At 38.6% G+C, this 22309-nt stretch carries 20 protein-coding genes; 13 read left to right on the forward strand and 7 right to left on the reverse strand.

Features of this window, described 5'->3' with window-relative positions:
* The first annotated feature begins 11 nt into the window (after nucleotides 1-11).
* The 13 genes from rplM to H6G74_RS08125 all read left to right on the forward strand — a co-directional run bounded on the left by rplM (nucleotide 12) and on the right by H6G74_RS08125 (nucleotide 9781).
* On the forward strand, nucleotides 12-464 hold the full coding sequence (rplM, locus tag H6G74_RS08065; RefSeq protein WP_190967168.1) for a 50S ribosomal protein L13: 453 nt from the start codon (nucleotides 12-14) through the stop codon (nucleotides 462-464).
* Entirely contained in the window at nucleotides 464-880 is a 417-nt protein-coding gene (rpsI, locus tag H6G74_RS08070) for a 30S ribosomal protein S9 (RefSeq protein ID WP_062291689.1), read from the forward strand. The genes rplM and rpsI overlap by 1 nt, the downstream gene beginning before the upstream one ends.
* A gap of 203 nt (nucleotides 881-1083) precedes the next feature.
* Complete coding sequence (rpmE, locus tag H6G74_RS08075) at nucleotides 1084-1323, forward strand: 50S ribosomal protein L31 (RefSeq protein WP_190684229.1); 240 nt, start codon at nucleotides 1084-1086, stop codon at nucleotides 1321-1323.
* A 93-nt stretch (nucleotides 1324-1416) separates the two neighbouring features.
* Nucleotides 1417-2517 (forward strand): peptide chain release factor 1, encoded by a 1101-nt coding sequence (prfA, locus tag H6G74_RS08080; RefSeq protein WP_190967169.1) that lies wholly within the window; start codon nucleotides 1417-1419, stop codon nucleotides 2515-2517.
* A 163-nt stretch (nucleotides 2518-2680) separates the two neighbouring features.
* On the forward strand, nucleotides 2681-3181 hold the full coding sequence (locus H6G74_RS08085) for a hypothetical protein (RefSeq protein ID WP_190967170.1): 501 nt from the start codon (nucleotides 2681-2683) through the stop codon (nucleotides 3179-3181).
* 33 nt (nucleotides 3182-3214) lie between these two features.
* A complete protein-coding gene (locus H6G74_RS08090; RefSeq protein ID WP_190967171.1) occupies nucleotides 3215-4051 on the forward strand; it encodes an Rpn family recombination-promoting nuclease/putative transposase in 837 nt (278 codons plus the stop codon).
* A 17-nt stretch (nucleotides 4052-4068) separates the two neighbouring features.
* On the forward strand, nucleotides 4069-4296 hold the full coding sequence (locus H6G74_RS08095; protein WP_190967172.1) for an Rpn family recombination-promoting nuclease/putative transposase: 228 nt from the start codon (nucleotides 4069-4071) through the stop codon (nucleotides 4294-4296).
* A 134-nt stretch (nucleotides 4297-4430) separates the two neighbouring features.
* On the forward strand, nucleotides 4431-6125 hold the full coding sequence (locus H6G74_RS08100) for an ABC-F family ATP-binding cassette domain-containing protein (RefSeq protein ID WP_190967173.1): 1695 nt from the start codon (nucleotides 4431-4433) through the stop codon (nucleotides 6123-6125).
* 213 nt (nucleotides 6126-6338) lie between these two features.
* On the forward strand, nucleotides 6339-7937 hold the full coding sequence (gpmI, locus tag H6G74_RS08105; protein ID WP_190967174.1) for a 2,3-bisphosphoglycerate-independent phosphoglycerate mutase: 1599 nt from the start codon (nucleotides 6339-6341) through the stop codon (nucleotides 7935-7937).
* A gap of 164 nt (nucleotides 7938-8101) precedes the next feature.
* On the forward strand, nucleotides 8102-8335 hold the full coding sequence (gene secG, locus H6G74_RS08110; protein WP_190588759.1) for a preprotein translocase subunit SecG: 234 nt from the start codon (nucleotides 8102-8104) through the stop codon (nucleotides 8333-8335).
* Between the two features lie 10 nt (nucleotides 8336-8345).
* Nucleotides 8346-9092, forward strand: a complete 747-nt coding sequence (locus tag H6G74_RS08115) for a peptidase (RefSeq protein ID WP_190967175.1) — start codon at nucleotides 8346-8348, stop codon at nucleotides 9090-9092.
* 24 nt (nucleotides 9093-9116) lie between these two features.
* The gene (locus H6G74_RS08120) at nucleotides 9117-9548 is read left to right on the forward strand and encodes a putative toxin-antitoxin system toxin component, PIN family (protein WP_190967176.1); all 432 of its coding nucleotides are present in this window, start codon (nucleotides 9117-9119) and stop codon (nucleotides 9546-9548) included.
* Nucleotides 9545-9781, forward strand: coding sequence for a ribbon-helix-helix protein, CopG family (locus tag H6G74_RS08125; protein WP_190967177.1), 237 nt, complete (start codon nucleotides 9545-9547; stop codon nucleotides 9779-9781). The genes H6G74_RS08120 and H6G74_RS08125 overlap by 4 nt, the downstream gene beginning before the upstream one ends.
* A gap of 110 nt (nucleotides 9782-9891) precedes the next feature.
* Here the strand turns inward: H6G74_RS08125 and H6G74_RS08130 are convergent, their stop codons facing one another.
* The 7 genes from H6G74_RS08130 to H6G74_RS08160 all read right to left on the reverse strand — a co-directional run bounded on the left by H6G74_RS08130 (nucleotide 9892) and on the right by H6G74_RS08160 (nucleotide 22285).
* Nucleotides 9892-10518, reverse strand: a complete 627-nt coding sequence (locus H6G74_RS08130; protein WP_190967178.1) for a Uma2 family endonuclease — start codon at nucleotides 10516-10518, stop codon at nucleotides 9892-9894.
* A 31-nt stretch (nucleotides 10519-10549) separates the two neighbouring features.
* Nucleotides 10550-11698 carry a glycosyltransferase family 4 protein gene (locus H6G74_RS08135; RefSeq protein ID WP_190967179.1) on the reverse strand — a complete coding sequence of 383 codons (1149 nt, stop codon included), beginning with the start codon at nucleotides 11696-11698 and terminating at the stop codon, nucleotides 10550-10552.
* 316 nt (nucleotides 11699-12014) lie between these two features.
* Nucleotides 12015-13601 carry an MFS transporter gene (locus H6G74_RS08140; protein WP_190967209.1) on the reverse strand — a complete coding sequence of 529 codons (1587 nt, stop codon included), beginning with the start codon at nucleotides 13599-13601 and terminating at the stop codon, nucleotides 12015-12017.
* Nucleotides 13601-14503: a DNA repair protein RecO gene (gene recO / locus H6G74_RS08145; protein ID WP_190967180.1), complete on the reverse strand. Its 903-nt coding sequence runs from the start codon at nucleotides 14501-14503 to the stop codon at nucleotides 13601-13603. Before recO ends, H6G74_RS08140 begins: the two co-directional genes overlap by 1 nt.
* A gap of 109 nt (nucleotides 14504-14612) precedes the next feature.
* The gene (deoC, locus tag H6G74_RS08150) at nucleotides 14613-15293 is read right to left on the reverse strand and encodes a deoxyribose-phosphate aldolase (RefSeq protein ID WP_190967181.1); all 681 of its coding nucleotides are present in this window, start codon (nucleotides 15291-15293) and stop codon (nucleotides 14613-14615) included.
* A 207-nt stretch (nucleotides 15294-15500) separates the two neighbouring features.
* Nucleotides 15501-16625: a DNA cytosine methyltransferase gene (locus H6G74_RS08155; protein ID WP_190967182.1), complete on the reverse strand. Its 1125-nt coding sequence runs from the start codon at nucleotides 16623-16625 to the stop codon at nucleotides 15501-15503.
* A gap of 35 nt (nucleotides 16626-16660) precedes the next feature.
* Nucleotides 16661-22285, reverse strand: coding sequence for a trifunctional serine/threonine-protein kinase/ATP-binding protein/sensor histidine kinase (locus H6G74_RS08160; protein ID WP_190967183.1), 5625 nt, complete (start codon nucleotides 22283-22285; stop codon nucleotides 16661-16663).
* Nucleotides 22286-22309 lie beyond the last annotated feature (24 nt).

A 22309-nucleotide genomic window follows, 5' to 3' on the forward strand; every position in this document is an offset into this window, starting at 1 on the left:
GACAAACACAAATGAGTAAAACCTACCTTCCGCCTCAAGCTTCACTTGAGCATGATTGGTACGTAGTAGATGCTACTGACCAACGTCTTGGTCGCCTCGCTACCGAAATCGCTATGATTCTCCGAGGCAAAAAGAAACCGGAATATACACCTCACATGGACACTGGTGACTTTGTGATTGTGATTAATGCCGAGAAAATCGCAGTCACAGGTAAAAAACGGACTCAAAAATTATATCGTCGCCACTCTGGCCGTCCTGGTGGGATGAAGACCGAAACTTTTGCCAAGCTGCAACAGCGCATCCCCGAACGGATTGTTGAACATGCTGTTAAAGGTATGCTACCTAAAAATAGCTTGGGTCGGCAGTTGTTTACCAAGCTAAAAGTTTATGCAGGGCCGACTCATCCCCACGAAGCTCAACAACCTAAAGAATTAAAAATTAGTACAATTCCTGGAGAAAGCTAATGGTAGTAGCAGAAGCCAATAGTGGTCGTGCTGTGTACTGGGGTACTGGCCGCCGAAAATCAGCAGTAGCAAGAGTCCGCCTTGTCCCTGGTAGCGGTCAATTGACAGTCAATGGCAAGCCTGGAGATTTATACTTCCAGTTCAATGCCAATTACTTGGGAGTGATTAAAGCTCCTTTGGAAACCCTGGGCTTAGAAACCGAATATGACATTTTGGTGAAAGCTGAGGGTGGTGGCTTGACTGGTCAAGCTGATTCTATCCGTTTGGGTGTGGCTCGTGCTTTGTGTCAATTAGACCCAGAAAATCGCTCACCCTTAAAAACCGAAGGTTATCTCACCCGTGATCCCAGAGCAAAAGAGCGCAAAAAATACGGTTTGCACAAAGCTCGCAAAGCTCCTCAGTACTCCAAACGATAAGGGATTGGGTCTTGGGAATTGGATAATTTTTGTAGTCCCTAGTACAACAAGGCAAAAGTAAAAGGTCAAAAAGAAAAAGAAAGAATAGTGATACCACAAGCCTTTTAGCAATTTCTTATGATCTGTTTATTTCCGCCGATCTGTACTAGTCTCTAGATTCCACTGAAAGTTATAATTTATATAGATTCACCACAAAAGGAACAATGGCTAAACCTGATATTCATCCCCAGTGGTATCCAGAAGCTAAAGTCTACTGCAACGGTCAAGTTGTAATGACTGTTGGTTCTACCAAACCAGAATTACACGTAGATGTTTGGTCTGGAAATCACCCTTTTTATACTGGTACTCAAAAGATTATCGACACAGAAGGTCGCGTAGAACGCTTTCTGCGGAAATACGGCAAGTCAAGCGAGCAAGGCTCCGGCGGCAAAAAGAAAAAGTAGCGGTTTGGCTCTGCTGTTAACGACGACCCTGCGAATGCTGGGTCGATTGTCATTTTTTGAGCCAAGTTGTTATTTGAAGGAGCGATCGCACTTATGGCTGAAACATACCTGCTGGAGAAACTTAAATCTGTTGAACAAACCTTTAATGAACTAACACGTCGCCTAGCCGACCCTGATACCGCAAAAAACCCTGATGAGTATCAACAAATAGCTAAGGCTCGTTCTTCTTTGGAAGAGGTAGTGAATACCTATGAAACTTGGAAAGTAGCCCAAGAAGACTTAATTGGGGCGCGTCAGGTTTATAAAGAAGCAGCCAGTGACCCAGAAATGCAAGAAATGGCAGCACTGGAAGTTAGTGAACTGGAAGAAAAAATAGAATACTTAGAAACCCGCTTAAAAGTACTATTACTGCCCCGCGATCCCAACGATGAGAAGAATATCATGTTGGAAATTCGCGCTGGGACTGGTGGCGATGAAGCGAGTATTTGGGCTGGCGATTTGATGCGGATGTACACTCGCTACGCTCAAACTCAAGGTTGGAAAGTTTCGCTGGCGAGCGAATCTTTGGGAGAAATGGGCGGTTGGAAAGAAGTCATTCTAGAAATTAAAGGTGACAACGTTTACAGCCAGTTAAAGTTTGAAGCTGGAGTGCATCGCGTACAGCGTGTACCAGTCACAGAAGCTGGAGGACGGGTGCATACTTCCACCGCTACTGTAGCAATCATGCCAGAAGTGGATGATGTAGAAATTCACATCGACCCCAAAGATATTGAAATGACGACGGCTCGTTCTGGCGGTGCTGGTGGACAAAACGTCAACAAAGTGGAAACAGCCGTTGACTTGATGCACAAACCCACAGGAATCAGAATTTTCTGTACGGAAGAGCGTAGCCAGTTGCAAAACAAAGAACGGGCGATGCAAATTTTGCGGGCGAAACTGTACGAAATGAAGTTACGCGAACAACAAGAAGCTGTAACTTCTATGCGGCGATCGCAGGTTGGGACAGGATCGCGATCGGAAAAGATTCGCACTTATAACTATAAAGATAACCGCGTTACCGACCACCGCTTAGGTCAAAACTTCTCCTTAAACCCTGTTCTGGAAGGTGATTTAGAGACAGTAATTCAATCTTGTATCTCTCAAGATCAGCAAGAACGTTTGGCAGAGTTAGCGACTTCCGGTACAATGAACTAATTTTTAGCTTGAGAATTAATTTGATTACAAACCGTCTGGGGTGTTGCAATGTTTAACACACTAGACGGTTTTTTAATCTGAATTGATTTCCGCAAATATACATAAGTTACGCACATATAAATAGTTTTAGAATGGTGAGCATCAAATTTTTATAGGTGCAGCTATGTCATTGTTACGGAACGAACCTTTAGATTGGCAATCCAATCCAGAAACATCTTATATACCTGTTTATCATAAAGGTAGTTTAGTTGGTTTCTTCAAGCAAGAATATGTGAATGAAATTCTTTATTTTTTAAATGAAGAAGAAGTTTTAAAAAAAGCTCTCAAAAAAGCTTGTGCTGATTTACTAAAAAAGACTGGTGGCGATATAACTAAGGTTAATTATTTAGTACAAAAATATATAAAAGTTAGTGAACGTCCTAAATATGGGGCGAGAGCGATCGCACTTTTACTGCAAGAGCGACAAACAGAACTTGACCTTAACAATCAAGAATTTGCTAAATTCTGCGATACCTTTAAAATCTCTCCTACCGAACTCAATAGTATTTATGCTGGAGAGCCGATAGATGATAATTTATTAGCGCCAATCTCACGGGTATTGGGGATAACTAGAGAGCGTGTGCAAGAAGTCAGAGATGGTACAGAAGCCCAAAAAAGTACATAATTAGCTATTAACATTATTTCCTTTGTTCAATCTGTGAAAACAGACAGCATATTTTATCGCCTATTTCAAGAATTTCCCGATATCTTCTTTGAACTCATTGGTGCTTCTCCCGAAAATACTGAATACTATCAATTTTCATCAGTTGAGATCAAACAAACAGCCTTCAGAATTGATGGTGTGTTTCTACCTGTACAAAATGAGGAAAAGCATATTTACTTTGTGGAGGTACAGTTTCAAACTGATGATGATTTTTATTCACGACTGTTTGCCGAAATTTGTTTATATTTACGCCAAAATCGACCGCCAAATAACTGGTGTGCAGTGGTTTTATACCCTAGTAGAAGTGTAGATACACAAGATATAAAACATTACCGAGAATTTTTTGAAAGTCAGCGAGTCCAATGTATTTATTTGGATGAATTAGGCGATGCAGCATCACTACCAATTGGTATAGCAACCATCAAGTTAGTAATTGCTGATACAAACACAGCAATCGTCGAGGCTACGGAGTTAATTACTAGAACAAAACTTGAGTTAACATCTCAACGCCAACAACAGCAATTATTACAATTGATAGAGACGATTCTGATTTACAAGTTGCCGAACATGAGTAGAGAGGAAATACAGAATATGTTTGGATTAAGCGATTTAAAACAAACACGATTTTATCAAGAAGCTTTTCAGGAAGGTAAAGAACAAGGTAGACAGGAAGGTAGACAGGAAGGTAGACAGGAAGGTAGACAGGAAGGCCAACGCCAAGAAAAGTTGAGAATGGTTTCTCGCCTTTTGAGGTTGGGTTTGACTGTGGAACAAGTAGCGGCGGAACTTGATTTAAGTATTGAAGAAGTACAACAAGCTGCACAAAATTAATCAGTAATCAAAGAAAAATGCAGGCTATGTTTGAATTAGGCGATTTAAAGCAAACACGATTTTATCAAGAAGCTTTTCAGGAAGGCAAAGAACAAGGTAGACAGGAAGGCAAAGAAGAAGGTCAACGCCAAGAAAGGTTGAGAATTGTCTCTCGACTTTTGAGATTGGGTTGGACTGTGGAACAAGTAGAGGCAGAACTTGATTTAAGTATTGAGGAAGTACAGCAAGCTGCACAAAATTCATGAGTAATCAAAATTAAGCAATATCTGGGTTTGATTGTTACTTCTTGGGAAGAATTATTGGTTAATTTTTGTTAATATTGGACACGGTGTTGGTACTTCGTCCTTAACCATCAATTTCCTACCCTGAGAGAAACTCGATGCTGCGACTCGAACATATCAGTAAAATTTATCCCACAGGCGAAGTCCTTAAGGATATCAACTGGGAAGTAAAACCAGGCGATCGCATTGGCTTAGTTGGCGTTAACGGTGCGGGAAAATCTACCCAGTTGAAAATTATCTCTGGGGAAATTGAACCTACCGCCGGCGACATTATTCGTCCTGCTAGTTTACATATTGCTTATCTCAATCAAGAGTTTGAAGTCGACCCTACCCGCACGGTTAGAGAAGAATTTTGGACAGTATTTAAGGAAGCCAACGAAGTACAGTTAGCTCTGACGCAAGTGCAACATGATATGCAAACTGCGACACCAGAGGAACTGGATCGGTTAATTAACAAGTTGGATCGTTTGCAGCGTCAGTTTGAAGCTTTGGATGGTTACGGTTTAGAAGCACGCATCGGCAAGATTTTACCAGAGATGGGATTTGATCAAGAAGATGGCGATCGCCTCGTCAGTGCTTTTTCTGGTGGCTGGCAAATGCGGATGAGTTTAGGTAAAATTCTGCTGCAAGCACCGGATTTATTACTGTTAGACGAACCGACTAACCATTTAGACTTAGAAACTATCGAGTGGCTAGAAAATTACCTCAAAGGCTTAACAACGCCGATGGTGATAGTTTCCCACGACCGCGAATTTTTAGACCGCCTCTGCACTCAAATTGTCGAAACTGAACGCGGCGTTTCTAGCACATACTTGGGTAACTATTCGGCTTACTTGCAACAAAAAGCCGAAAATCAAGTAGCACAGATGAATGCTTACGAACGCCAACAAAAGGAAATTGAGAAGCAACAAGCTTTTGTTGACAGATTCCGCGCTAGTGCTACCCGCAGTACTCAAGCAAAAAGCCGGGAAAAGCAACTCGAAAAAGTTGAACGCATTGAAGCACCAACATCTGGAGTCAGAACCTTACATTTTCGTTTTCCTCCTGCACCTCGTAGTGGTAGAGAAGTAGTGAAAATTAAGGATTTGACCCATATCTATGATGATAAAATCTTATTCCTGGGTGCAAATTTGCTGATTGAAAGGGGCGATCGCATCGCTTTTTTAGGCCCCAACGGTGCGGGGAAATCTACCTTATTGCGAATCATTATGGGTACGGAAATACCCAGCGAAGGCATCGTTAGCTTAGGCGATCATAACGTTATTCCGGGTTACTTTGAACAAAATCAAGCCGAAGCGTTGGACTTGAAAAAGACCGTGATGGAAACAATTCACGATGAAGTTCCTGATTGGAAAAACGAAGAAGTTCGCACGCTGCTCGGCAAGTTTTTATTCTCCGGTGACACTGTATTTAAATCGGTTGAAGCCTTAAGTGGAGGAGAAAAAGCACGTTTAGCATTGGCAAAAATGCTATTGCGTCCAGCTAATTTACTGATTTTAGATGAGCCTACCAACCATCTTGATATTCCAGCTAAAGAGATGTTGGAAGAAGCATTGCAAAACTATGATGGGACAGCGATTGTAGTTTCCCACGACCGTTATTTTATTTCCCAGGTGGCTAACAAAATTGTGGAAATTCGGGATGGAGAATTCCGGGTTTATTTAGGAGATTACCACTACTACTTAGGAAAAATTGCCGAGGAAAAAGAAGAAGCCAAATTAGCGGCGATCGCTGCGGAAAAAGCTGCTAAGAAAGCAGCTAAAACTGCCAAAACTTCTGGCAAGAAAAAGTAAAATATCAAGTTAGTAGTAGTATCTTTACTTAACTACTAACTCATTCATTCATTGGAGATATCACAAAATATATGCAACAGTTGCGAAAAGTAAAAAAAGTCTAAAAAATCTCTCAATAAGTCATAAATTAAGTTACTAAGCAGAAATTCACTTGCAGCTGTGGTTAGCAGTGGTATCATTCGGGTATTACAAAAAGTAAAGGGCAATTTTATTATGACCAAGGCACCTGTTGCTCCTGTGGTGCTAGTCATTTTAGACGGATGGGGCTACTGCGAGGAGACGCGAGGAAACGCTATTGTGGCGGCGAAAACGCCGATTATGGACAGCTTGTGGGTGGCGTACCCGCACACCCTCATCCGCACATCAGGAAAAGCCGTAGGCTTGCCAGATGGTCAAATGGGTAACTCAGAAGTTGGTCATTTGAATATTGGCGCTGGGCGAGTTGTTCCACAAGAGCTTGTACGCATCTCCGATGCAGTAGAAGATGGTTCAATCCTCAGTAACCCTGCACTGGTCAAAATTTGCCAGGAAGTTCGTTCTCAAAATGGCAAGTTGCACTTAGTGGGTCTTTGTTCTGATGGAGGGGTACACTCGCATATCACCCACCTGTTCGGACTACTTGACTTAGCAAAAGATCAGCGAATTTCAGAAGTTTGTATTCACGCGATTACAGATGGTCGTGATACTTCCCCTAGTGAAGGTATAAAAGCGATTCAGGCAATTCAAGATTACACCGATCACGTAGGAATTGGGCGCATCGCCACCCTCAGCGGCCGTTACTACGCAATGGATCGCGATCGCCGTTGGGATCGAGTCAAACGGGCTTATGATGTCATGACCCAAGATGGCGCAGGCGATGGGCGCACAGCCGCACAAGTCTTGCAAGCATCTTACTCCGAAGGGGTGACAGACGAATTTATTAACCCAGTTCGCATTGCTCCTGGTGCAGTTGAACCAGGAGATGGGGTAATATTTTTCAACTTCCGCCCTGACCGTGCTAGACAATTAACTCAAGCCTTTGTCAGTGCTGAATTTACAGGCTTTGAACGACAGCAAATTCAGCCACTATCCTTTGTTACTTTTACCCAGTACGATTCAGACCTACCAGTAACAGTAGCTTTTGAGCCGCAGAATTTAACTAATATCCTCGGTGAAGTTATTGCTAATCATGGTCTGAAGCAGTTACGTACTGCGGAAACAGAAAAATACGCCCACGTTACTTATTTCTTTAACGGTGGTTTAGAAGAACCTTTTCCTGGCGAAGACCGAGAACTGGTTAGTAGCCCAATGGTAGCGACTTACGACAAAGCCCCAACTATGTCAGCCGCCGCCGTTACAGATGTAGCGATCGCTGCCATTCAAAAAGGTATATACTCTCTCGTTGTGATTAACTATGCTAACCCAGACATGGTAGGGCATACTGGTCAAATGCCAGCCACAATCACCGCGATTGAAGAAGTTGATCGTTGTGTCGGTCGCCTGCTTGAAAGCATTATCAAAGCCGGCGGGACAACAATTATTACCGCCGACCATGGTAACGCTGAGTATATGCTAGATGAAGAGGGTAACTCTTGGACGGCGCATACTACCAACCCAGTACCCTTGATTTTGGTGGAAGGCGAAAAAGCCAAAATTCCTGGACATGGTACGAATGTCGAACTACGTAACGATGGCAAGTTAGCCGACATTGCACCTACCATTCTGGATATTTTACAGCTACCGCAGCCGCCAGAAATGACTGGGCGATCGCTAGTTAAGCCAATAGAGTTTGAATTAAAACGCGATCGTACTCCTATGCCAATTGGTCTGTAAACAGTACTGAGTGCTGAGTAACTTTGACTTTACTCAACACTCAGACCTCAAAAATAATTATGCTAAGAATCTTAGGAGTTAAGAGTTAAAAGTAATAAAATAGAGTTTTTAAAGCCTTAACTTCCGACATCTGTTTTCAAACCGCCATAAATGAGATTGCGAACATGACAGTTACAAATATCGTACAAATTGTTTGGGCATTAGCCGCCCTGGGAATGATTGTTTTAGTATTGCTGCACAGCCCCAAAGGCGATGGAATTGGTGCTATTGGTGGACAAGCCCAATTGTTTAGCAGTACCAAAAGTGCAGAAAACACCCTCAACCGAATTACTTGGGCTTTAACAGTAATTTTTCTTGGCTTAACAGTGGTTTTAAGTGCAGGTTGGCTACCCAAATAAGGATAGGGAAATGGGGAAAATGACCCTAAACCCAACACCAAATATTAGAAAATTACTAACAGCCTTTGTCTTAACTATAAGTACAGGGCTGTTGATTATTTTTGCTCACTTTTCATCTAGCGCCACTTCTTTACCTCCGCCTAAACCCCATCCCCTACCACCTACGCTAGTTCAGTGGAATGATCAGACAAACAGTGGCGATTACTTTGCTCAAATTGCAAAAACAGAAATAGGTTATTTAGTTTGGTCACAATTTCCAGTTCAAGTTTATATAGAACGACCAATAAATATTAGCAATCAACAGGCGGAAGACTGGGTTAAAAATATTTTGCAGGCTGTACAGGAATGGAGTGTTTACTTACCTTTAAAAGTAGTAGAAAATCCAGAAATTGCTGATATTAAAATTGAGCGAAAAGTACCACCATTACAATTATCACTAGATAGAAAACTCCCGCGTGCGCGTTCTGCTTTAACTACATACCAGTTGTATCCCAAAAACACAATTTTATTACACCGTTTTACTATTCTCTTGAGTCCTAGTCAGACAGGTAATTATGTCGTTGCAGCCGCACGGCATGAACTCGGACACGCCTTGGGAATTTGGGGTCATAGTCCATCGCCAACTGATGCTTTATATTTTGCCCAAGTCCGCAACCCACCGACTATTTCAGCTAGAGATGTGAATACTTTGAAGCGAGTTTATCAACAGCCAACAAGTTTGGGTTGGGCTTTAAAGGATGAATTTATCAACAGGTAGATTATTCAAGTCAATAGTCAAATAATGAAAAAGCCGTACCAAATTGTACTCGATACAAATATATTACTTACTGGTTTACGGTCTAACCAAGGGGCATCTTATAAGCTGCTCACAATGCTGAACGATAGCCGTTGGCAGTTAAATGTTTCTGCTACTTTAGTATTTGAGTACGAAGAAATTCTCAAACGAGAAAAAGAGCAGCTTAGATTGAGCAATGAAGATATTGACACAATTATTGAAGCTATTTGTAGTATTGCCAATAAATGTAGTATTTTCTATTTATGGCGACCAATAGCACAAGATCCTGATGATGATTTTATCATTGATTTAGCTGTTGAATGCCAAGCCGACTTTATCATTACTTACAATCACAAAGACCTACAAAATGCAAAAAAATTTGGTATCAGGATAGTTTCACCCAAAGAATTCTTACAAATAGTAGGAGAAATCCAATGACTAACTTAAATGTACAGCTACCTGAATCTTTGTATAAACAAATTGAAACTTTAGCTGCCAAAGAAAATATTTCTATTGAACAACTTGTAGCTATTGCTTTATCAGCACAGGTTTCCGCCTGGATGACCAAAGAATATTTAGAAGAAAAAGCCAACCGTGGTAGTTGGGAGAAATTTCAGCAAGTTTTGAGTAAAGTTCCTGACGTAGAACCAGAAGAATACGATAAATTTTAGAATTAGTAAAATAGCTGTAATGATTTGCTACAGTTGGTTTTAAATTTTGTATATTCACTTTATAAAAGCTTATAAATGAAAGAACTCTGAAGAGAAATTTGCTACTTTAATCAATCAATAACGCACTGAAAAATCTGCTCAACAGTTAGATTTAAATTTAAGAATGTTGGAGATTCTATACGTTCATTTCCTCTAAACTGTTTACCACGATATTCCCCTTCATCACTTAAAGAGTAAATTGTGATTGTTGGCTGTTTGGGGTCGCCTATTAACTCTTTACTACCCAAGGCTGCATAATCTACAATCCAATATTCTGGAATGCCCATTTCTTCATAGTCAGCAAACTTTTTATGATAATCATCTCGCCAATTAGTACTGACAACTTCGATTACTAATGGGATGGAATCTGATTCACTGAGGATTGATTGTTTCTCCCACAGTGGTTCATTTTTCAAATTAGAAAAATTCATTAATAAAACATCTGGATAGTAACCTGATATTTTATTTTTTGGCTTCACTGTAGCGGTTTTAGGTATACCGTAATTAAGTTTCAGACGAAGATACTCATACCCCAAAATCATTGTTAAAAATGCCACTATTTGCTCATGTTTTCCTGGTGGTGGCGGCATTTGAACAATCTCTCCATCGTGTAATTCATAACGAATATTTTCTGGTTGTGTAGCCAAAAAATCTAAAAATTCATCAAATGTAAATAATTTTTGGAGAGATTGTGTCATTATTTCTACGTCAGTTTAAATATGGAATGTCTTAAGCTCCCCAACTCAGACGTACAGGGCGCTCTACTAAAACTTCTTTATACAATTCTTCTAGCTGCGTAATATTTTTATCTAATGTATATCGCTCTAAAACGCGATTTCTGGCTTTTTGTCCTAGCAGAGTTGTTAATTCTGGATGGTCTTGGCAGAGTGGTAGAAGGGTTTTTAATTGCGATCGCACTGTTTTAGTACTTAAAACTATACCAGCCCCTTTCTCTAAAACTTCTCCATCCGCGCCGACATCTGTAGCTATACAAGCCCCTCCACAGGCCATTGCTTCCAATAAAGACAAAGACAATCCTTCTACTAAAGATGGCAAAATAAACACATCTGCACCCCGTAAAATTTCGATGCGTCTTTCTTCTTCCGCCACAAAACCTAACCAAATCACGCCGTATTCTGCGCCATAAAATTGCTCTAAAGAAGCTCTTAAAGGGCCATCCCCTACAATTAATAACTTACTTCCATTGCCCATCCCCGACTGCTTCCAAGCTCGAAGAAGCGATTCAACATTTTTTTCTGGGGCTATTCTTCCTTGGTAAACAAATAAGCGTTCTGCTTGAAATTCTGCTTTAACTGTCGAATATCCTGGTGAATATTTAACTGTATCTACACCGTTGGGAATCACTGCAATATTTTTGTCCCGTACACCCATACGTGCCAGTAATTCGCGCTGAATTTGCGAAAATACAATCACGCGATGATAGTTATCTAAAAACGGTGCGTACAACTGATAAGCGATGAGTTGCGTTCCTGATATCAGTTTTGCCCCTTTACCAGCAAACGGCGTATGAAAAGTAGCAACTAAAGGCAAATTTAGTTGTTCGCAAATTTCTGGTAAAACAAAGTCCAGTGGCGACAAAGTTAAAGAAGCATGGACAATATCTGGCTTGATTTCTCTTAATGATTCTGTTAAAACTTTTGTCGCTTTCAGTGCCGGAATTGTATAAACTTGAGATTTATAAATAAATGGTAACGATACTTCTTGGAATTTCGGCCAGTTATCCGGTTCAGGTTCTTCTTGGGCAAAGTGCAGAAAACTAACTTCATGTCCCCTATCTAATAAAGCATTAGTTATTTCTCGGCTATAGGTGACATTGCCACAAAACGGCGATTTTTTTCCAATCCAGGCTATACGCATTCTTTAAAATTAGTTATAAGAAAGCTGGTTTTATTGATGATTTTTGCGCCTTAGCTGTATTTGACTAGAACCTGATCTTACTAAATAATTTTGATTGAAAAAACACCGATATCAACTATTGCTCACTTTGCTGATTAGCTGATGAAAGCAATCGATGTTCGGATTGATTAATTTTAATGAATAAGCTGTGAATTTTTCACTTGGAATACAACTTTATTCTGCGTAATCTCAGGTTTATTCCCAGCGAAGAGGCACGAAATTATTGATGAGTTCAGTTTATCATGAAATCAAAGTCAATAATAAATTATTGCTTTTGTCAAGCAGACTGATGGGAGTTATACCAAGTCAAAATCCCACCAAAAAATACGATCGCAGCTAGTCCCAGAAAAACAGCTTTCAATCCCACAAAGGTTTCGGCCACACCTGCTAGTGCTAAAGGTAAAGTCAAGGCAATATTAATCACATTATTTTGCAAACCAAATACTTTACCCCGCATTTCTGGGGGAGTTTCTGTTTGAATTGCAGTTTGCATTGGAATCCCAACTAACGCGCCAAAAATTCCCAAGATAGCAACAAACAATAACACCAACCACAATTGTGTTGTAAATAAAGCCAAACCAATTAAAGATACTGCCATTCCTAAACAACCATACAAGCCAAGTTGAGAATAGGAGAAGCGTTGTCCAAACTGTCCTAAAATTGTTGCGCCAACGGCAATCCCTACACCACCTGCCGCTAGTAAAAAACCAAATTGCGAAGCTTTTAAATTCGGAATCACTTCTGCCATCCGCACTGCCAACACTGTTAAAGCGGCAAAGACAGAAAACAAAATAATCAGCCTCACTAAAGCATTCCGCACTTGATGATTAGCTTTGAGGTAAGCAAAACCATCACGTAAGTCTGAGAAAACATGAGGAAATTCGGTATCGGGAGCGTGGGGTTTTTCTTTAGTGGTTAATAACATTAAAATTACACCAGCGATCGCATAACTGCCACCTACTAAAATTTCTTTACCCAAACCATTGCTACCGCCAAACTGCGCCCATATACTATCTGCGATCGCTAAAATCGGTTCACCGATGGCAAAGCCAATAATGACTGAAGCCATCATAGTTGTTGTATACAGGGAGTTGGCCGAAAGTAAGTGCTGTTCTTCGACTACCAACGGAATTGCTGCTTGTTCGGCTGGTGCAAAAAACTGTGTCAGTGTGGAAACCAAAAAAGTCACACCTAAAATTATGGCAAAACCTACTGGTAAAACTCCGATGGGTTGCCAATCATGAGTTAACCACAACAACAAAGGAATCACCAAAACCAAAATACCCCGCCAAATATTTGTTGCTACCAAAACTGCTTTTTTTGACCAACGATCTACAAATACTCCAGCCACCGAACCAAATAATACGGCTGGAATCGTAAATGCCATCATCAATGCTGATACCCAACCACTAATGCTTTGACTACTGGCTTGAAAGTGAGTATTGATTAAAGCAATCATTAATACTAAGTACACTTTATCAGCCAGTTGGCAAAACACTTGCCCACCCCAAAGTGCTAAGAAATTCGGGTTTTTTAATACAGGTAAAAATCCCTGCTGTTGTACTTTGTCTGAATTTGCTTCACCGCCAGAACCATTCCCAACTGTTTTTTCGGTTACAGCTGCGACTGGTAGACTTTGTTCCTTACGACTGGGGGCAATATTGACAACTGTATCCGATGTCCATTCTTTATCATTGGGTGAAACATCGGGTTTAGAAATTTCTTGGTTGTGAATTTGACCATTTGTAGATATGGGAACAGACTTCAAATGATTATTCACATTAGAAGTATTTGCCCGACTTGGTTTTTTGGTGTGGCTTGGTGATAAAGGAAGGATTTTTCGATCCAAATCAGATGGTTGCATCATGGTTGGTTGGCAGCAAAATAAGAATCTAACAGGGTAGCAGAGCGAATAGAATGGCCTAAATGATACTGAGCATACTGACGTAAAATCTGCTCAATCGATAACCAGCCATTATCTCTAATTCCATCAATTTGCATTATCTCTGGTTGTGACAGTTGTTGGAGCAGAGCAAATTCTCTGGCACTTAAACGACAAGAAATAACGGGAATTTCTTGTTGATGGACAACAGTCTCATAACTAGGGATAGGAGAATTTGCTGATGGGGAAAATTCGGAATGATTTCTATTTTCCCATTTTTCTTTCTCGCGTTTTCTGCGTAAACTTTCCCATACCTCTAAACAAATTACCCCACCAGTCGGAACACTAAATCCGACTTGCCAGTTGGGGTTGATAAAGTCTGGCGTGAGAGGCTTTTGAGTTAAACAACAGGCTTGGATTTGCGGTGTAAGTCCTGCCAAAACTAAAAGTTGAAACACTCCCAAAGCGAGATATGCGTACACAGATGATATTTCAGCTTTTGGGAGGATTTCTAATTGATGAAGATGTGCATTCAGTAACTCATAAAGTTCTTCTTGGGGTTGTTCGCTCAAAGCCTGAGACAAGGCTATTTCTGCTAAATACTGACCTGCGGCTAATTTGCTTAAATCTTGAGCTAAACCGGGATAGGTTTTTAAGGTTTGTGCTTGAGTAATTTTATCGAGCGATCGCCCTTTAGCAATCAGTAATTCATTCACAACAAACATCCCACTCCGACCACCAAGGCTAGAGTTGTGCTTCCGCGCCCCTGGCGCAACTGCACGAATCAGACCAAACTCTCGTGTCAAAATTGTCACTATCTTGTCTGACTCGCCCAGCACCTGAGTTTTAAGATTAATACCAGTTGCCTTATAAGTTTTACTCATGAATCGTTAGTCATCAGTCACTAGTCATTAACAGCCAGTGTATGGGGTGGTTTCGCCGACTTTCTCACTGGCGTTCATTAGCTGTGGAGGAAAGACAACGGACAAATGACTATTCCCCTTTCTCCAGATTATCGCGCTGGCGGAGCAAATCAATACCACGAGATGTCCCCAATCTTGTAGCACCCGCTATGATTAAGTCTAAAGCTTGTTCGTGAGTCCGAATACCACCAGAAGCTTTAATTCCTATGCTGTCTCTGACTATTTCTTTCAAAAAACGCACGTCTGCTAATGTAGCACCGCCATTCCAACCTGTACTGGTTTTCAGAAATGCTGCACCCGCATCCATACATATTTCTGCTGCCAGTCTTTTTTCGGCATCTGTCAGCAGACTAGTTTCTAAAATTACCTTGACTGTTTGCCCTGTTTCTTCACAAATCTCAGCAATTTCTCGGTGAACTTCCTCGGTTTTTCCGATCTTCAACCAGCTTAAGTTAAGTACTAAATCTAACTCAGTAGCACCATTTTCTACCGCTTCTTGCGCTTCATACAGCTTAACGGCTGAAGTTGTGGCTCCCGACGGAAAACCAATCACAGTACAAACTTTTGGCTTTTTATTTTGTAGGAGTTCTGCTGCTTGCTTAACGTGGGTAGGGTAAATGCAAACCGCCGCAAAGTTAAATCTATATGCTTGTTCACACCATTGCTCAACCTGCTCTGGAGTAGCCGTTGGCGTTAACAGGGCGTGATCGATAAATGGCGCAATATCAATATCTGGATAGTCTGCTGCCATTGAACTTTTGCCTATGTAATGATTATTAAGCTTTATAAAAAATTAAGACATTTATTATATATTAAACCACATAAACTTTGAATTTAACTCCAAAACTAGCTAATTATTCAGGTTATATTTGGAGGCATTTTGAGTTTATTTAACTATTGTAACTAAATTTATGGATTTTTAGACAATTTGTGCTTGCGACAATGCCACAGTTTTGTCTTAGTTAATTCCTAAAAAATCAAGAATAGTCCTAGCTAACGCCTGAGATAGCAAGTAAGGTACGCCATTACCAATGGATTTAAACATATTAGTCAAAGACATCAGTTCAGGAAGTACAAAATTTTCTGGTAAAGATTGTATGGCTAAAGCTTCAGCTACAGAAATTCGCCGCATTTTATAAGGATGTAAATGTACTTCATTATTGCCATAGCAAGCTGTGGGAGAATAACGCCAACGGTGCAGACGTTTAAATGATTTTTTAGAATCATCTCCTTCATCAACAGTCGCAAATTTACTCATCCCGGCTCTGGGTTGAAAATAATGCTGAGTATTAGGATGATGCTGAACGTTATTTTTTCTAAACCAAAACTCCACAGTTAATTCGGGAATAATATTCTCAGGACAAGGTAATAAAGAATCTACTTGAAATGATTGGCATTGCGGCCAATAACAAGCGGAAATCTTTGTTTGAGAATATGTTGTATATTTTTGCCAAAAGCCTATATTTACCTGTTTTTCTGTTTGATTTTGATTAATAAAATGCTGATGAAAACCTATCAGAATAATTCTTTCTCTATCTTGAGGTACACCATATTCAAGAGCATTAATCAAGCGTTCAGTTAAAATATAGCCAGCTTGCTGTAACCGGATTTTTAAAGATTCAAAAAATATACGGTGTTTTTTAGTTCGCCATAATCCTTTAACATTTTCAAATAAAAAGAAATCAGGGAGATTCTGGCAAATTAATTCAATGTATGCGGCAGAAAGTTTACCATTATCTCCCAGGTGTCCTTTATTTTTACCGCCAATCGAAAAATCAGGACAAGGCGGCCCACCAATAAAACCAATAATATTATTAGACTTGCGGCAATTTTTTACTAGTTCCAATAAACCTTGTGCTGGTAATCCTGAGACTAATTTACTTACGTCTCCTGCTTCGCTGTGATGATATCCATATTCAGGCAGTGGTAATTTGAGTAATTCTCTAGAATAAAGGTATGCTGCCATGAAAGGTGCGAATATTTCATTGACATAAACAATATTAAAACCGCTATGTTCAAAGCCTAAATCGAGAAAACCAGCACCAGAAAAGAATGAGAAAATTGCAGGGCGATCGCTATTCATTAGCAATGTTAATCAGGACATTTTTAATTTACCATTTATCGTATTGGTATCTCAATCACAAACTCAGTACCCTGATTTAATTCAGAATGATAAAATAAATTGCCATGATGCTTATCAACTACAATCTGATAGCTAATTGACAACCCTAAACCAGTACCACCACCGACATCTTTAGTGGTAAAAAATGGGTCAAATATTTTTTGACTAATATCTTCTGGGATACCACCACCATTATCTGCGATCGTAATTCTGATCATCCGAGATGCTGTTAACTCTGTACAAATTTTAATTTGAGGATATTGATGATTTTGGAGACATTGAGTATTTAAAAAACTGCCTCTTAACGCATCAATTGCATTACTCAAAACATTCATAAAAACTTGATTCAGTTGACCTGCATAACAAGTTACTTCTGGTAAATCACCATATTCTTTAATTACAACAATTTCTGGTAAATTATTTTTTTCTTTTAATTGATTTTGCAGAATCATTAAAGTATTATCGATACCCTGATGAATATCAACAGGTTTCATATCAGACTCATCTAAGCGAGAAAAGTTACGTAAACCTAAAACAATATCTCGAATCCGTGAACTGCCCATCTTCATTGAATCTATCGTTTTCGGTAAATCATCAACCAAAAACTGCAAATCTATTTCCTCTGTTTTTTCAGCAATTATCGGTGTGGGATTTGGATATTCTTGTTGATACAAATCCATTAAATCTAGTAAATCACTCACATAATCATTAGTGTGTACAAGATTGCCATGAATAAAATTGATGGGATTATTAATTTCATGGGCAATACCCGCTACCATTTGACCCAAAGAAGACATCTTCTCGCTTTGGATTAATTGGGATTGAGTTCTTTTTAACTCCTGGAGTGCTTGTTGCAATTTGTCATTTTTATCTTTAAGTTCGTTGGTTCTTTCTGCAACTTTTGCTTCTAAATTATGATTGTATTCTTCTAGTTGTTGCTTGGTTTTATTTAAATTTTCATAGAGGATCGCATTTTCTAAAGAAATTGTAGCTTGACTAGTTAAAAGTTTGAGGACTTCTAGGCGATCATTGGTAAATGCACCTGTAGCCAAATTATTTTCTAGATATAATATCCCCAGTAGTTGGTTTTGATTAATCATCGGCATACACAACAGACTTTTTGGCTGTTCCCGTATAACATACATGTCTTGTGCCAGAAATGCCTGATTTATCGCATCATCAATTACTAAGATTTCTCGACTACGTTTCACATAGTTAATTACCGCCTGCGGTACCTCACTGCAAGATTCTAAATCAATGGCAGTAAATTCTGTATAGACACAAGCTAAATTAAGAATGGAACTAATAGCTCTAACAGTAAAACTTGAATTATCAGCTTCATTCAAAACTAACACACATTTAGATGCACCTACATTCTCCATGACAACTGTCATCATCGTTGACAGCAAATCTGGCAGATTAATTTCTCCTGACAGCGCCTGAGAAGCTTTAATGACCGATGCCAAATCTAGCATATCTGAAATACTAGTGTTAGAACTCATAACAGTGTCGTGACTGCTAATGGAAGTCTGCATATTATGGGTTAAAGATGTACTAAATTCTGCTTCCTGATGTTGCTGAAAATCTTGGCTGAGTTGTTCTTCCTGAATAATCGCCGCTAGTAAATAAGGATGACGCTTTTGCAAATCTTGAGCTTTAGCTAATGCTCCCCAACGTACATAACCGTAGTAAGCATCAATTAAGTAAGCTTTAGCAATCTTTTCTTTATCCCAAGTTAAATAAAAATTAGCAGCTAATTCATTAGCTAAGGCTTCTTCATGGATAAATTCATTTTCCTTGGCTGACGAAATAGCACAGTCATAAAACTCTATTGCTTCTAGATATTGGTTTAGCACTCGATATCTTTCAGCTTCTACTAAATAAAATTTATTTAAATAATTTCTGGAGGAACTGAGTGACCACCGTTGCATTTTTGCTTGATTTGCTCCAACCCTAGCCAATATTTCTGCCTGTTGAGCCGAGTCAAGCTCATGATATATGGCCAAACGAGCTAGAGAATCATAAAAGAAAAATTGCGGAAATGTAAATTGACCAATTCCCCCAGACAAATACTTTTCGGCATTGACAGCATAATTAATAGCTTCAGAATATTCTCTGAGTAAATAACATAGATGTAGCTTACAGAGATAGAAATATAACAGAGCATTGATATCGTTAGCTTCTTTGTGAATAGAAAGTAATTTTTCCTCATTGTAAGCTTCACCAATTAAACAACAAGGATTTTGAACATTATCTTTTAAATTTAAAACTGTTTGTCGGTAAATTTCAATCCAGTAAAAAACCCTATCTTGTTTAATTTGCTTAACGGCATAACTGTAGGTTGCCATCTCTTTTTCTAGGGAGTTTAGTACTTTTCCACTAAAATATGAAATATAGCAGTATGCTTTTAGAGAATAGGCTGCAAATTCCAAGTCCCCAGCTTCTAAACCTGCCGAATAAGCTTCTAAAAGATACTTTAAAGATTCACTAACCGGATCTTGCCAATGTTTGACATGGGCATTAAATGTTTGAATAACTTTAGCTTTGATTTCTTTATTATTCAATTTAGTCAATAAGCTTGTAGCCAGATTGCCAAATTTATAGCCAGATGCAATATCTTCTGCTGCGCCGCACAGCATAAATCCATAGCAAACGTATACATACGATGAGAAATCAGAATTACCATATTCCAGAGAAAGTTTGAGCTGTTTTAAAACCATCAAAGGAAATAGTTCTGGAATTACTGTGTAGGCTAAAGCAAGAATATTAGATGAAACACGCATAATTGCTAATGCTGTTGCATCTTGCATAATTGGCAAATCTATTAAACTATCAATACTCCTATGAATAAAGTATTGATTGCTTTCATCCATTGCTTGTTGAATATCTAATTGGCTGGGTTGTTCTGGAAATTCAACGCCAAATAATTTCAAAAAATCTAGTCCGGACTGGACACCTGCTTGTGCTTTGTTTTGCGCTCCTAATGATTGAATAGTAATTTCAATTACTTTGACTTTATCTAAGTTCGTCTTTGCATGAAATAAAACTATTTGAATAAGTTGCTCTGCTTGTGTAAAATCTCCATTTAAATATGCTGCTTCTGCTGCTGTTTCCCATAGAGATAAAGTTAGTGCATATTCAGTATTCCAAGTATATTCGGGAAGTAGTTTAATTCCTGTATTTAAATATTTCAACGCTGCTGAGTAAGCTGTTGAAGCTAAAGCTTTACGTCCAGCAGTCAGATTCATTTCTGCAAGTTCATAACGCTGATTTGGATTGGTAATCAACTCTACAGCTATATTAAACTGATTAACTAGCTCGAAAATTTTCTCCTCTCTTTCTGCTATAGGAATATTTTTTAATAAAAGTAAGCCAATTTTTAAATGAGTTAATTTTTTTTGTTCATTAGCAATTAAAGAATAAGCTGCCTGCTGTACACGGTCATGTACAAATTTATATTTAGGAAGTTGATAGTTATTGATATTTGATTTATTGACACTAGGATGATTAATAACATCTAATTTTGCATAATCATCATCTGATAAGAAAATATACCCATCATTTTGCGGGATGATGAGACCTTCAATTAATGACGGCCATAAATCTGATGCCGTATCAATAACTGACTTTTCACAGATAATAGCTAAAGTTTTTAAGTCAAACTCGTTACCAATGCAAGCTGCTAGTTGTAAGATATATTGTGTATTTTGCGGCAATTTTTCTATCTGAATTGCCATAAACTCTATAACATCATCTGTAAAAGTAATAGTTTTAATTTCTGCTAAATTATATTGCCAATATCCCGCTTCAAAATTTAACGTTATTAGCCCTTCATCATATAAACCTTTGAGGAATTGTGTAGCGAAAAAGGGATTTCCTTGAGTTTTAGTAAATACCATTTGCGTTAAAGGTATAGCTAATACTTCCGAACAATGAAGTGTATCGGCAATTAAATAGTTTAAACTCGACTGATTTAATGGCAGAAGTTTAATTTGATTTATTTGAATTCCAGATTTTATAATTTCGTTTAATGTTAAAACTAAAGGATGGATATGAGAGACTTCATTATCTCTATATGCACCAATTAGCAATATATTTCCTTGGCTTGCTTCTGTATTATTTGTTTCACTGACAAGAGCAGGAGAAATATTCTCACTCATTAATAATTGAATAAATTTTAAAGAAGCATGATCCGCCCATTGTAAATCATCTAAGAATATGACTAGTGGTTGGTCTTTTGTGGTGAATACTTGGATAAATCTTTGAAATAATAAGTTAAAGCGATTTTGGGCTGCACTCCCAGATAATTCTACAATTTCTGGTTGTTTACCAATTATTCTAGCTAATTCAGGAATGACATCAATGATGACTTGTGCTTGTGTACCTAATGCTGATAAGATTTTGGCTTTCCATTCTTGAAGATAAGTATCATTTTCTGCTAATAATTGTCCAATTAAGTTACGTAATGCTTGAATTAAAGCCGACAATGGTATGTCACGTTGAAATTGCTCAAATTTACCTTTAATAAAATAACTACGTTGTCTAACAATGGGTTTATGAATTTCATTAATGATAGCGGTTTTACCAATACCAGAGGAACCTGTAACTAATATCATTTCTGTTTGAGTATTAGCTACCCGCTCAAAAGTATTCAGTAAAGTTTCGACTTCGCGCTGTCTTCCATACAGTTTTTCGGGAATTGTAAATTGACTGGATATATCCTTCTGTGCTAATTCAAAAGGTAATATATTTCCAGTTTCTTGGCATTGTTTTTGACATATTTCTAAGTCATATCTGAGTCCATAACCGCTTTGATAACGGTCTTCAGCATTTTTAGCGATTAATTTGGTAATAATATCGGATAGAATTGATGGAATATTAGGATTAAGAGAGTTAACTTTTGGTGGCTGTTTAGCAATATGAGAATAAACTAGTTCCATTGGATCGGAACTAATGAATGGTAGATTTCCTGTTAGGAGTTCAAAAAAAGTTATACCCAAAGAATAAAAATCACTACGGTAGTCAATAACTCGATTCATCCGTCCTGTTTGTTCAGGGGAAATATAAGCTAAAGTGCCTTCTAAAATATTGGGATTAGTAAATGATTGAATTTCTTTCGGTAAAAGCGTGGAGATACTAAAGTCAATAAGTTTGATTTCTCCAGTAGTTGGATGAATTAAAATATTAGCTGGTTTGATATCTTTATGAATAATCCGATGACGATGTAGGAGTTCTAAGGTTGTGGTAATTTTAATAGCAATTTTAAAAAAATCGCTGAGAGAAATGTCACTTTCACCAATTTTATATTTTTCTAAGCGCCATTCTTTGATAGATATACCCCCAAAATCTTCCATAATCAAAACATAGCCATTACGATAGTTTTCTAGGCTATATGGTTTGACAATACCGGGAATTTCTAGATTTTGAGTAATAGTGTATTGATTACGAAATTGGGCAATTTCTATAAAAGTAGGATACTCATTCCGCATCAGTTTGAGAATGACAAGTTTTTGGTCTGTTTCTCTCAAGCCACGATATACTAGGGTTTTACTACCAGAGTATATTTGCTCAGTGATTTGATAGCCAAATATAGGATATATCGTGTCTGATACTGTTAACATCTCAGCCTTTGCATTGATCTAAGG

Origin of the sequence: Nostoc spongiaeforme FACHB-130 (assembly GCF_014698475.1) — a bacterium.
GTDB classification, from domain to species: Bacteria; Cyanobacteriota; Cyanobacteriia; order Cyanobacteriales; family Nostocaceae; genus Nostoc_B; species Nostoc_B spongiaeforme.